Source organism: Nostoc paludosum FACHB-159 (genome assembly GCF_014698835.1).
GTDB classification, from domain to species: Bacteria; Cyanobacteriota; Cyanobacteriia; order Cyanobacteriales; family Nostocaceae; genus Nostoc; species Nostoc paludosum.
In genome coordinates, this window is record NZ_JACJTU010000034.1 from 53,379 (window position 1) to 66,492 (window position 13,114).

The window sequence follows — 13,114 nt, forward strand, 5'->3', positions numbered from 1 at the left end:
GCTGAAACTTACATTTATAATAACTAATGTCTTCTTTACAGAATATTTTTCAAACAGTAAAAATACTGAATATTTTACGGTTGTATATAAAGCATTGCTGTAGTTTCTTGGATGTTATTTACCTGGGGTAATTACGAAAATAAATAGCTTTTAATCATCAGTAAATATGCCAGCAAAATTGCTGATAAGCTAAATTAAAAAAAAATCAAAAATTTTTAATTCAACCGTAAAAACCGAAGTATTGTAAATTTGAAGAAGGCAGGAGTCAAAAAGTAGCTATGCTGAAGGCAATTAGTGAGGCGCAGCACCACACTAATTGTTTTGCACTAAATCATAGATTTAGAGGGGGTCTTAAACCCAGTTTGGGCTGCGGCTTCAAGGCATACCTTAAAACTATTCTTTTCCCTTGTGCCCTCTGCTCTGGAGCCTTCTGCCTTGCCCGAAGGGCAGATAAAAAACACTAACTAATTCAACCAAATTCAATGTCATCCCTTTAAACGCCACGTCTCTAACAAAAGAGGCTTTTATTCCGCCTGAAAGCTTCAGTAAGTGGGTTCGGAGGTTAGGTCTGTTTTGTTTGATATTTGTTCGATTTGATCTATTTACTTTGCTACCATTTGAGTTTTTTCACTTAGAGACTAGCCTTCCATCGCCTATTATAAAAAAAGGTGAATCAAATACTGCCAAACTACCTCCAGTAGGAAGAAGTTTTGCAGATCCAGATGTACCCTAAAATTACACAGCGGACTCGTAGGGCAATAAATTCACTATTGAAGTCGTGTTAGCAGCAAAAAGTTTTTTCTACTTAGGTTTTTCGTGTTAGTTTACTTAATTCACATTTTTTATTTGCGAGAAATACTATCGATGTACAAAAAGACTAAATAAAAAAACGAGATGTCAAAATTTACCCCTAATTTGGGGAAATTAATTAAATTCCACTCCTGAATAGAAGCGGATATCAAAGAAAAAGATTTTGTTAGCGTAGCCTAAAATATTAAAATGTCAACTTTTGTAAAAAACGAAAATTGAATTTAGTAACCTTCAACGGTATAACCAGCAGCAACAATTACCTGCTTGATTGATTCTTCAGATGCTGCGGATTCCACGGTAACGGTTTTAGCGTTAACATCGACATCCACCTTGGCATCAGGTTCCATAACATGGATTGATTCAGTAATTGTTTCTGCACATCCTTCACAAGCAATATTTGATACTTTCAGTTTTAGTGCCATTTTTTACCTCAGCATGGGTTTTTTAAATTATTTCTTAAGGATTAGGATAAACCAGTATCTAGCGATCGCACATCCTACCAGAGTCAGGAAATCGCCTAAAACCATCACAATCGCTGCATTAATCTTCCTAGCTCACACAGATGGCTGGCAGCAATATGGAACAAAATGCAAAAATATATAAAGCTGCTTATGGAAATACACTTAATGCCAAAGCAAAACTCAAAAGTCAGATAATAGTTAACTGTTGACTGTTCGTCGTCATCAGTCAACCGTCATCAGTCAACTGTCATCAGTCAACCGTCATCAGTCAAAAGTTAAAAACTCCCATGTCTTCAAATCCCCAACACCTCAGCGGTAACGAAATTCGCCAAATATTTCTCGACTTCTATGCCCAACGGGGTCACCAAGTTCTGCCAAGTGCCTCCCTCGTGCCTGAAGACCCAACCGTGCTGCTGACGATCGCGGGGATGCTACCATTTAAACCGATATTCCTGGGACAGCGCACACCAGAATTTAAGCGGGCTACGACTTCCCAAAAGTGTATCCGCACCAACGACATCGAAAACGTCGGACGCACCAAACGCCATCACACGTTCTTTGAAATGCTGGGTAATTTCAGCTTTGGTGATTATTTTAAAGAACAAGCGATCGCTTGGGGTTGGGAAATTAGTACACAAGTCTTTGGTTTATCCCCAAAAAATCTTGTCGTCAGCGTTTTTCAAGATGATGATGAAGCCTTTGCTATCTGGCGGGATCAAATAGGTGTGCCAGAAGCGAGAATTAAACGCTTGGGCGAAGATGATAACTTTTGGGCATCTGGCCCCACTGGCCCTTGTGGCCCTTGTTCTGAGATTTATTACGACTTCCATCCAGAACGCGGCGACGAAAATATAGATCTAGAAGACGATACCCGGTTTATCGAGTTCTATAACCTCGTCTTCATGCAATATAACCGGGATGCTAGCGGCAATTTAACGCCACTGCAAAACAAGAACATCGACACCGGCATGGGTTTGGAAAGAATAGCGCAAATTCTCCAAAACGTGCCGAATAACTACGAAACTGACCTGATTTTCCCAGTTATCGAAACAGCAGCCAAAATTGCTGGCATTGATTACCACAAAAGTGACGATAAAACCAAAGTTTCCCTAAAAGTTATTGGGGATCACATTCGTTCTGTCGTCCACATGATTGCCGATGAAATCCGCGCCTCCAACGTCGGCCGGGGTTATGTGTTGCGGCGATTAATTCGGCGCGTGGTGCGTCATGGGCGATTGATTGGGATTAGTGGTGAATTTACTACCCAAGTTGCCCAAACTGCGATCGCTCTTTCAGAATCAGCTTACCCCAACGTGCGGCAACGGGAAGCAGCAATTAAAGCTGAGTTGCAACGCGAAGAATCTAATTTCCTCAAAACCCTGGATAGAGGGGAAAAACTGCTTGATGAGGTTATAAATCGTATATCTCCAATACAACAAGAGAACGAGCTTCCCTCTCCGATACGCGAAGAATATTATCATCCTTCTCCTTTACCAAAACAAAAAATTTCTGGACTAGATGCTTTCACCCTCTACGATACTTACGGCTTCCCCTTAGAACTAACGCAGGAAATTGCAGCAGAACAGGGACTAGAAGTTGATGTTGAGGGTTTCAATGCCGAAATGCAAAAGCAGGTGGAACGCGCCAAAGCAGCACACGAAACCATCGATTTAACTGTCCAAGGTTCCCTCGACAAATTAGCAGAACATATCCACGCCACCGAGTTCTTAGGCTACAGCCAATCTGCGGCGACGGCGAAAGTCGAAGCGATTTTGGTAGAAGGCGTTTCCCAAGAAGAAGCAGAAGCAGGAACACAAGTACAAATTGTGCTTGACAAAACGCCATTTTATGCTGAGTCTGGGGGACAAATCGGCGATCGCGGTTATATCTCCGGTGATGGCATCGTGATTCGCGTAGAAGACGTGAAGAAAGAATCTGATTTCTTTGTTCACTTCGGACGCATCGAACGCGGTACACTCCGTGTAGGAGATGCTGTAACTGCCCAAATCGATGCAGCTTGTCGCCGTCGCGCCCAAGCTAACCATACCGCAACCCACTTGCTACAAGCGGCGTTAAAGAAAATTGTCGATGATGGGATTTCGCAAGCAGGTTCTCTGGTTTCCTTTGACAGATTGCGCTTTGACTTCAACTGTCCCCGTGCATTGACAGCAGAAGAAGTCCAACAAATTGAAGAACAAGTAAATACTTGGATTGCACAGGCGCACACCGCCAAAGTAGAGGTATTACCTTTAGCTGAAGCCAAAGCTAGGGGTGCTGTTGCTATGTTTGGCGAAAAATACGGAGAAGAAGTGCGAGTAATCGACTTTCCCAGCGTATCAATGGAACTGTGCGGTGGTACTCACGTAAGTAATACTGCTGAGATTGGCGTCTTTAAGATTATTTCCGAAGCTGGAGTTGCTTCTGGGGTGCGACGTATCGAAGCTGTTTCCGGCCCAGCAATATTAGATTATCTCAACGTCCGGGATAAAGTAGTTAAAGATTTGAGCGATCGCTTTAAAGTTAAACCCGAAGAATTACCGGATAGAATCACAAGTCTGCAAACCGAACTGCGAACAGCCGAAAAGCAACTAGAATCATTGAAAGGACAGTTAGCGATCGCTAAATCTGACAGCTTGCTACAAACAGCGGAAACTGTCGGCGATTTTAAAATTATCATCGCCCAATTAGAAGACATTGACGCAGAATCGTTGAAAACCGCAGCCGAACGCTTATTGCAAAAAATCGGTAATGGTGCGGTGGTGCTGGGTTCTGTTCCCGAAGCTGGGAAAGTAAGTATAGTTGCGGCCTTTAGTCCAGAAGTTAACAAAAAAGGACTGCAAGCTGGTAAATTTGTGGGAGCGATCGCTAAAATCTGCGGTGGCGGCGGCGGTGGTAGGCCAAACTTAGCCCAAGCCGGCGGTAGAGATGCGAGTAAGTTGCCAGAGGCGTTGGCACAAGCGAAATCTGAGTTAATTACTGGGTTGGGTTAATTTCTTGTAGGGCAGGCATCTTGCCTGCCTTTGAATTATTTCTTGTATGGCTAACTGACGAAAAATAAACTTAGTATGTGAAACCCAAAATTAATAATCAATTATTGGGTTCCTCTGTTCCTTCAATCAACACTGCTAATTGAAATTCAGGCTGTCAAAAGTGATAAAGCAGACACTCCCTCTGAAGTCCAATCACTGACAATATTATCTACTAACCAGTAGTCATGAAACTTCCTGAATTGGGGTACTAATTTATTTTCTACGGTCAGAGTTTGTAAAAACTCCTCAATATGCGTAATTCTCCTTGATATAGCTTCCTGACGTTGCCCTACCGGAACAGATGCTGCAAATGTCAAAACAAGTATTGAGCGATTCCAAATAGAAGCTCCTAGTCTGCTAGTCAATAAGCGTAGTGTCCGCTTTTCATCAGGACGAAAACGTGTTTCATCAAGCCGAGTCACATAGATTGTTGCATAAATTTGATCTAGGTCAACTTTAGAACGTATTAACGATAGGTATGCCTCATCACACGCCTCATCCTCTTCAGCTAAACCAGGTGTATCAATAAGGCATACATTACCTAAAGGACTATCGTAGGCGTAATGCTCGACAAATTTTGTACAGGCTTCAAATTCTGAAGTATCAGCAATGTAATCGCTGAAGGTAGTGTTAACAAAACTTGATTTGCCTACACCCGTCCGTCCAAACAACAAAAATTTACGCATTGTTTATTTTTTTCTTGCGAATAACCCGCCAATAAATCCTATTGCCCCACCAATTGCTCCTCCGACAGCAGCACCAACTGGTCCAGCAATAGCTCCAATTGCAGCCCCTACAGTTGCTCCTGCAACTGTAAGTTCCAAGACTTCTGAAGTTTTATTGCGGACTATTTCGGCTTGCCTTTGATTAAGCTCAATAGGTGTATATTTTGGCGTTGGCTCAGAAGGAAGACTGGCTACAGGCGTTGGTACATAAACTACCTCTTTTACTACTTCTTTTTCTTTCTCTGGTGCTTTTACACGCTCGACAGTTGCCATTAAGAATGGACTTGCACCTTTGGCAGACATTCTGGCATACACCTGCGTGTAAAGCTCAGCTAACCATTTTTCTCCATCTGGAGTTGTTTCACTTTTGTTATCTACTGCAACCGATGGAATGTTATTCGCTATCTTAATCCCTACGTGTTTTGCTATCTCATTACGAATAAGTTCGGTTCTTTTCTTCAGTGCAAATTCGTACTTTGAAACATCAACATTTCCTGCAAAAGTGAATACGATAACAGCGTGTTCCCAAATCTTTGGTTTGAATGCATCTGAAATAAGTTTTATTCCTCTTTTTTCATCGCTCGTAACTCTGGTATCATCCAAACGACTGACAAACCACATTGAGTCAACTTGGCTAACGTTTGAACGCATAAGTTCCAGGTACTGATAATCATTTCCTGCTTCTTCAATATCATCACAAAGACCAGGTGTATCTACAATTGTAAAGTTGATTCCATTGATATCAGAGTCATAAGGTTTAATATCCATTGTTGTTGGTTCGTAATCACCAACGGTAGCAATTTCTTTACCCATCAAGCTATTTACAGTACTTGATTTTCCAACTCCTGTACGACCTGCTAACAGAAATACAAATTTATTTCCACGCTGAGCTTGCAGTTTTTCTATGAGATCTTCAAGAAAATTCCTGGCTTCTTTTTCAGAATTACTATCAAATGATTCCATTTTTACTCTTGATTTAATACTTATTGAATGTTGGAAATTTTTGACTTCATGTATATATCAATTAAATGTAAAAATCTAATTTGAATTTTGAAAGCATATTGACGCTAAACTCTTTGTAGAGCAAGCCTTTTACCCTAAAGCACTTTCATTAATCAAACCAGAGTTTATTACTTGATACAAACACAAAATAATATTTTATACAATCAACATTTAAAATATCACTGAAATTATACTGAAATGTGTACTAGTTGTAATTCCACTAAAATTGATTCTTAGGTAGTGCGATCGCTTCACTCAACGTCCCACAAAGCGACTTGTCCTCAGATATCGCACTACAATAGAGTCAAGCAATGTACTATTCCCATACATCACGCTGAAATACTCAGATGCAAAAAGTCACAGTTGATGAGATCCAACGAGATCCTTTGAAATACCTGAATGAAGTAGAGGCAGGTGAAAGCTTTATCATTGTCCAAGCAGATAAATTAATTGCTGAATTAAAACCAATTACAACTACCAACAAACAGCAACGCCCATTTGGTTTGTGTGCAGGAGAATTTACAGTGCCTGATGATTTTCATGCACCTTTGCCTGATGAAATTCTAAATGCATTTGAGGGCGGATGAAAATTCTCTTAGACACTCATATATTTTTAGGGTTTATCAGTGGTGATAATCAGCTATCAACAAATATTCGAGATATTATTCGCGATCCAGATAACGAAATTTATCTTAGTGTTGTCTCAATATGGGAGTGTATTGTTAAATATAAATTAGGTAAACTCAAAATCAGAGCGATCGCACTGATACATCAAACTACACCCTAATATTCTTGAATCACAAATACTTGTGTCGAAGACCCTTTTTGATTTTGTTTTTTGATTCTAATCAATCTCCGTGTTAAAGGCTGGGTATTCTGAATCAAAAAATCGTAAATTATCCCACCTTGTCCTTTATAATCTCGGTCTTCCTTACAAATTATAATACCGCTATGGTTTTGACCTTGTTTATGAAGACTAATAAAATCTTCTCGATTGAGAGTAATCATAACTCGCTGTTGTTCATGAGCGAAGTTTAATACTTCTTCATCACTAATCGACTGATTTGCTTGTCCAGCTTCATAGGAAGTTAGCACATCATAGCCAAGCTGACGTAATTCTTTAACTAAATCGATAGGAAAGTTCTCATTTGCATAAAACTTGGTCATGTTATGCGTCGTCAGCTATAACTTGGTCAATTTCCTCTGGATGTTCTTCATAATATAACCAAGCTGCTTTTAAATCTTCGGGTGTTAACGCCGGATAATTTCTCAATAATTCTTCCTCAGAAGCTCCTTGTTGACGAAAAGAAACTAAAGTCCAAACAGCAATGCGAGTATCGCGGATGCGTGCATTCCCTCCGCAAACTCGTGGGGTTTTTTGAATCAAATATCTTTGAATTTTTTGAGACATGTATAGGTCTATTAGAAAGCCATACATATAATTTAGTTTAAATTTACAATTCTCAGGTAGCTTGGGAATATAGAGTTTAGTTTTTCAAAATGTCTTTAACTGAAGAAATTCTTTCCCAACTACCAGGCGATGTTTTAGGCGGGTTACGTCAGAGCGATCGCATTTTAACATCCCTCAGAGAAAACACTGCACCTATACCAACATTAGTTACAGAAAGTCAGCAGCCTTTGGGCGATGCAGACTCCGATGTGCTTATCTGCGGTGGCACCTTGGGCATTTTAATTGGTTCGGCTTTAGCTACCAAGGGGCTACGGGTGGCGTTGATGGAACGGGGAATTCTACGGGGAAGGGAACAAGAGTGGAATATTTCTCGTAAAGAATTAGATGTGTTTGTGGAATTGAACTTATTGACAGAGGAGGAATTAGAAACTGCGATCGCCACTCAATATAACCCAGCACGAGTAGGCTTTCACGGTGGTACAGAAATTTGGGTAGAAGATGTTTTGAATATCGGCGTAGATCCAGTATATCTACTGGCTACATTAAAAACACGATTTCTCAATGCTGGTGGAAAGCTGTTAGAAAACACACCTTTTAAGGAAGCGGTGGTGCATCCAGATGGGGTGATGGTAAATAACCAATTCAAAACTAGGCTGTTAATCGATGCGATGGGACATTTTTCTCCCATAACGCAACAAGCACGTCAAGGAAAAAAACCAGACGCCCTTTGCTTAGTTGTAGGAACTTGCGCCCAAGGTTTTCCGGAAAATAACTCAGGCGATTTGTTGTTATCATTTACATCTTTGCAGAACCAGTGTCAGTACTTCTGGGAAGCATTCCCAGCTAGAGACGGTAGAACTACTTACTTGTTTACCTACATGGATGCACACCCCCAACGTTTCAGCTTGTCAGCTTTCTTTGAGGAATATCTGCGTCTGCTACCAGAATATCAGGGTGTGGAATTGAATCAGCTGAAATTTCAACGGGCGTTGTTTGGCTTCTTTCCCAGCTATCGCCAAAGTCCCCTCAAAACTCCTTGGAATCGCATTCTACCAGTGGGAGATAGCAGTGGTAACCAATCCCCCTTGAGTTTTGGTGGTTTTGGTGCGATGGTGCGTCACCTGAAGCGTTTAACATTTGGCATTGACGAAGCGTTGCAAACTGAACAATTATCAGCAAAAGCGCTATCACTGCTGCAACCCTATCAGCCTAGTTTGACTGCTACTTGGTTATTTCAAAAAGCGATGAGTGTTGGTGTAAATCAGAAAATTCCCCCAGATCGAATTAACCAACTACTCTCAGCAGTGTTTGAAGAAATGCAACAGTTAGGTACGCCAGTACTGAAGCCATTTTTACAAGATATAGTACAATTTTGGGCACTGACGCAAACACTGTTAAAAACTAATTTCTCTCATCCCGAATTAGTTATTCAAATAATTCCCCAAGTAGGTTTACCAAGTTTATTAGATTGGATGGTGCATTACGTTAATTTAGGTGTTTATACTGCCTTATTTAAGTCAAGTCCAATGTTAGAAACATGGATGAAGAATCAATCAAAAGAACAACAATATTATTGGCATCGTTTGATTGATGCTTGGAAGTACGGCTCTGGTGGTGACTACTCAGATGAAACTTAGATAATATCTGTGTGAGGATAATATGATTGAACGGAAATCTGTGGGAATAAAATACTTTGCAGTATTAATTGGTTTCCTACGCGATCGCCAAGGGTTTTTAGAGGAAGTTCGCCAAGGTACAAGATTACCAAATAAAATCATTTCTCTACTAGTTTGTAGTTCGTTATTCCTCGCCGTATATGGAGGAATCATTGGTGCATATCATAGCTGGATGCAAGCTTTATCCTCCGCCATCAAACTCCCAGCCCTTTATTTAATTACACTGCTGATTTGTATCCCGACGTTATATTTTGCTAACGTGATTTTCGGTTCCAAGCGGACATTTGGACAGCATTTAGCATTAGTATTGACCGCAGTTTCAGTGACTAGCGTACTTTTATTTAGTTTTGCACCAATTACCCTCTTTTTCTTAATTACTACCAATAATTACCAATTTTTAATTCTTTTAAATGTTTTTATTTTTGCACTGACTGGATTTATTGGTATTTCCTCGTTATATCAAGCCACGAATTTAGTTTTAGAACAAGATAATGAAGGTAGCAAAACCCGCCAGAAGATTTTACAATTTTGGCTATTCCTTTATGCTTTCGTCGGTAGCCAACTAGGATGGACTCTCAGACCATTTTTTGGTACACCAGATTCTGCATTTCAATTGTTCCGCGAAAGAGAAGGTAATTTTTATCTCAGCGTGATTCAAGCTATTAGCTACTTGTTAGGAATTCGTTAGTAGATGATAATTCAGGAGCTAGAATAATACAAATTGCACTAAATCGCTGATAAATTCTGGTTTTTTATTTTTTGATGACATCATTAGTAACCATACCAAATATCAACTATAAAAGCATTATGTTGGAAAAGCAACCTCGCAGCGTTAAGCAATTTAATGTATTGGTGAATTTACTACGCGATCGCCAATCATTTTTAGAAGAAATTCGCCTGGGAATCAGATTAGAAAATAAAATCAGTTCTTTGTTTGTAGCTAGTTCCATTTGCTTTGCTATCTATGGCGCAATTATTGGTGCATCCCACGGTTGGGCACAAGCATTATCCAGTGCTATCAAACTTCCCGCTTTTTATTTATTAACACTGATAATTTGTTTTCCAACTTTGTTCTTTTTTAATGTTTTGTTTGGTTCGCGGAGTAGTATTCAACAGCATTTTGTTGTCTTGCTCACATCTGTATCAGTGATTAGTGTACTTTTATTCAGCTTCGCACCAGTTACACTATTTTTTCTCATCACTACCCCCGATTCTTATCAATTTTTCAAACTATTAAATGTATCAATATTTGGCATCACAGGCATCTTTGGCGTAAAATTTCTTTATGAGGGAATACAATTACTTTCGCAACAAGATGAAGTAGGCAAAACAACCCGCACCACTATTTTAAGATTTTGGTTATTGCTTTATGCTTTTGTTGGGATGCAATTAGGATGGTTTTTCAGACCGTTTTTTGGTGCGCCTGACTCGAAATTTGAATTATTTCGAGCCGTGAAAGGAAACTTTTATCTTGATATAATAGCCGCGATTTCAGAAATTTTAGGTTTCAGTTAATTTAACGCCAAAATTTGTAATATGAAGCTTAACAATCCTTGTTGGAACTTGGCAAATTGGCAACTATTACAAACCTAACTGTGTTAACTTCAATACTATACAAGGTGTATTTGCACTTTCAAGCTATTTAGACGGGTTGCAACCCGTCTTTATTTATCGGTAGAAAAGGGGCTGGAAATTGAGAATTAGATTATCAAAAAACAGCGACACCATCTTCAAACCAAAAACCCAGTCGTTATGACCGGGTTTTTGGTGGGCTATATGACCCCAAGGTTAGTTATAGAAGTTATATATTAGTCGTTCGTTGTTCTGATAATTACTACAACGCCGAGATTGCGAATTCCAGAAAAGTAGTTAGAAGTTACACAAGAAATTTCTAAAAATCTTATTCCTTTGCGTACTTTGCGTACTTAGCGGTTCGTATCATCATAATTGTCCTTTCGCCTACCAAACATCAAGCTGGTTGCTAAATTATAAAATTTTATACAAATGTTGTGGAGTGCGATCGCCCAAATATCATTTTAATTATGGGACTATGATTTGATTAAAAAACTCGCCCTCAACTTAAAAAACCTCCAGCCCTATTCCCTACTGCCCATCCCCCCACGCAAACAATTTCAAAAATCAAATCATAGTCCTATATTTTAACTACAGTTAACTGCTGAAGCGGAGTTGACCTTTGTTAAATCCCCAGTGAATATCGCTGTATATTTATAAGGTGATGAACCAGAACAAGTCATAGGATTTGTATTAGCACGACGGGGAGTCCACCACGAATCTGCGTTCACAGTCAAATTGGTGCCATTCCATGATAATCCGGTGACAACTAAAGAGTTAGTTTTGCCATCATTAGCCTTTTTTGCAGTCAAAAATGTCGCATAGTAAACGCTACCATTTTCGGGATTAATTTTTGCTATGATTGCCACCTTAGCGCCGCCGCCACTTCCATAACTAGTTAGCCAACGACCAGTAGCAAAACGTCGAAAATCATTACCAGGCTGGCTACCGGTGGATGAAAAAACGCCGTACAAAACATTTCCTCCATCCCAAAATAGCCCGTAGCCTGTACCATCATCATTAGTTGTTTCGTAATCACTACGACACCATTTTTTCACACCATTTTCAAAACTGATGATGCGAGGGTCTTTGTTTAGAGATGATACTTGTTGATAACCAATATAGATGTTTGTTTGCCCAAAAGTCACTCTGGGGCCATTTTTATTTTTGATAGTTGTCTCAGTGTCATTGCATGTAAAGGTCACGCCTTTACCAATAGATGACTGTATAGTAGTTTGGGCAATAGCTGGAGTAATTGGTAAATCAGCAGCCAATACTACTGATAAAAATGAAAATGCCAGATATTTCGGCAATTTGCGGCTATAAATCATTGAACTTGTGTGGTTAAAATGTCCAAAGGGACACCATATCACAAAGTATCCGTAATTAGTAACCCCTAAACAAAATCAGCCATTTTTGATGTTGAGTTATCTGTAGGATCTTGCTAAGTTCCTCAAACGCCTGCTTTTTGGTTGCATATTGCCTGCCTAAGCAAATACAGCAGATTGCACATTATACGGGCACACAGCTGTAAAGCCCCTACCCATGTACTTCATTTACCTGAAAAACACTGTAAGTTCTTCAAATCAAACCAGACTTGCTAGATTGAGAAAAATTTATCAAAATCAAGATTTCTAATTTTTCTTGAGATGAGAGTAATAAAAAGATAAAAAGGAGTGACGAGATTTGATATTATTTACATCTCATCCATCACTCCTAATAACTTGCGCGTTGATAAGCTGTTACGCATTGTTAAATTACACCAGTTTAGTAGTTCATTTATCCTCTAACTAAAGAAGCGAATATTTGTTAAAATTATATGTATTTTTCTATACATCTTTTTATAAAGTTAGAAAATCTTTTTCCTATTGAAGAATATAGTAGTTTGACTATTGCTTGTTCTCAGTAGTCTTATTTTGCCTGTATAACAGCGATATTTATTGCTAATTTATTAAACTCAAACGTATCTACGAACACAAATAAACTTAATTAAGATTATATATCTTTAGTAGTAGTGGCATGATTCTTGTGATGGAAGTTTGGTAATAATGGAAACAATTATCATTAAAGTTCAATAATTAAAGGAGTAATACGGCGCATTCAACAAGAGTGATAACTTAAGGTTGAAATCTACGTTTTTCAAGTGTCCTGTCCGTTAGAGTTTGTCTTTTAGTCACAATTTTGACAGGCTAATCAGTTTATTCACAAATTAGTATTTAACTGAGTTTACAGAATTTTCCTACTAAAGGTAGAAGTAGTACTTAATTAAATGCCATAAACTATACATTTATAAACTTTCTGCTTGGCAAAAATATTTAATGTTTATTAAGCAATTTTGATACTCAATTTATATTGAATGTCTAGAGCTAATTGTGATATATGTCATTTAAAAAACTGACTCGGCTGTAGCATTTTAAGACATAAATTG

12 protein-coding genes are annotated in these 13,114 nt (G+C 39.0%); 6 read left to right on the top strand and 6 right to left on the bottom strand.

Annotation, left to right across the window (positions count from 1 at the left end; all coding sequences use genetic code 11):
• Positions 1-1,031: 1,031 nt before the first annotated feature.
• Positions 1,032-1,232: a heavy-metal-associated domain-containing protein gene (locus H6H03_RS27220; RefSeq protein WP_190958176.1), complete on the bottom strand. Its 201-nt coding sequence runs from the start codon at positions 1,230-1,232 to the stop codon at positions 1,032-1,034.
• 326 nt (positions 1,233-1,558) lie between these two features.
• Here H6H03_RS27220 and alaS point away from each other — a divergent pair, with 326 nt between their 5' ends.
• On the top strand, positions 1,559-4,261 hold the full coding sequence (gene alaS, locus H6H03_RS27225; RefSeq protein ID WP_190958177.1) for an alanine--tRNA ligase: 2,703 nt from the start codon (positions 1,559-1,561) through the stop codon (positions 4,259-4,261).
• Positions 4,262-4,407: 146 nt separating this feature from the next.
• Here the strand turns inward: alaS and H6H03_RS27230 are convergent, their stop codons facing one another.
• Positions 4,408-4,986, bottom strand: a complete 579-nt coding sequence (locus tag H6H03_RS27230) for a GTPase (protein ID WP_190958178.1) — start codon at positions 4,984-4,986, stop codon at positions 4,408-4,410.
• 3 nt (positions 4,987-4,989) lie between these two features.
• Positions 4,990-5,988: a GTPase gene (locus tag H6H03_RS27235; RefSeq protein ID WP_190958179.1), complete on the bottom strand. Its 999-nt coding sequence runs from the start codon at positions 5,986-5,988 to the stop codon at positions 4,990-4,992.
• Between the two features lie 386 nt (positions 5,989-6,374).
• Here H6H03_RS27235 and H6H03_RS27240 point away from each other — a divergent pair, with 386 nt between their 5' ends.
• Together H6H03_RS27240 and H6H03_RS27245 are read left to right on the top strand one after the other, a co-directional pair.
• The gene (locus H6H03_RS27240) at positions 6,375-6,614 is read left to right on the top strand and encodes a type II toxin-antitoxin system Phd/YefM family antitoxin (protein WP_190958180.1); all 240 of its coding nucleotides are present in this window, start codon (positions 6,375-6,377) and stop codon (positions 6,612-6,614) included.
• Positions 6,611-6,814, top strand: a complete 204-nt coding sequence (locus H6H03_RS27245; protein WP_190958181.1) for a type II toxin-antitoxin system VapC family toxin — start codon at positions 6,611-6,613, stop codon at positions 6,812-6,814. The genes H6H03_RS27240 and H6H03_RS27245 overlap by 4 nt, the downstream gene beginning before the upstream one ends.
• Here H6H03_RS27245 and H6H03_RS27250 read toward each other — a convergent pair.
• Together H6H03_RS27250 and H6H03_RS27255 are read right to left on the bottom strand one after the other, a co-directional pair.
• The gene (locus tag H6H03_RS27250; RefSeq protein ID WP_190958182.1) at positions 6,811-7,194 is read right to left on the bottom strand and encodes a DUF5615 family PIN-like protein; all 384 of its coding nucleotides are present in this window, start codon (positions 7,192-7,194) and stop codon (positions 6,811-6,813) included. The two genes, H6H03_RS27245 and H6H03_RS27250, sit on opposite strands and share 4 nt — an antisense overlap.
• Before the next feature lies 1 nt (position 7,195).
• A complete protein-coding gene (locus H6H03_RS27255) occupies positions 7,196-7,438 on the bottom strand; it encodes a DUF433 domain-containing protein (protein WP_190958183.1) in 243 nt (80 codons plus the stop codon).
• A gap of 89 nt (positions 7,439-7,527) precedes the next feature.
• Here H6H03_RS27255 and H6H03_RS27260 point away from each other — a divergent pair, with 89 nt between their 5' ends.
• The 3 genes from H6H03_RS27260 to H6H03_RS27270 all read left to right on the top strand — a co-directional run bounded on the left by H6H03_RS27260 (position 7,528) and on the right by H6H03_RS27270 (position 10,629).
• Positions 7,528-9,075 carry an FAD-binding oxidoreductase gene (locus tag H6H03_RS27260; protein WP_190958184.1) on the top strand — a complete coding sequence of 516 codons (1,548 nt, stop codon included), beginning with the start codon at positions 7,528-7,530 and terminating at the stop codon, positions 9,073-9,075.
• A 22-nt stretch (positions 9,076-9,097) separates the two neighbouring features.
• Positions 9,098-9,802: an actin-binding WH2 domain-containing protein gene (locus H6H03_RS27265; RefSeq protein WP_190958185.1), complete on the top strand. Its 705-nt coding sequence runs from the start codon at positions 9,098-9,100 to the stop codon at positions 9,800-9,802.
• Positions 9,803-9,921: 119 nt separating this feature from the next.
• Positions 9,922-10,629 carry an actin-binding WH2 domain-containing protein gene (locus tag H6H03_RS27270; RefSeq protein ID WP_190958199.1) on the top strand — a complete coding sequence of 236 codons (708 nt, stop codon included), beginning with the start codon at positions 9,922-9,924 and terminating at the stop codon, positions 10,627-10,629.
• A 644-nt stretch (positions 10,630-11,273) separates the two neighbouring features.
• Here the strand turns inward: H6H03_RS27270 and H6H03_RS27275 are convergent.
• Entirely contained in the window at positions 11,274-12,017 is a 744-nt protein-coding gene (locus H6H03_RS27275) for a hypothetical protein (protein ID WP_190958186.1), read from the bottom strand.
• Positions 12,018-13,114 lie beyond the last annotated feature (1,097 nt).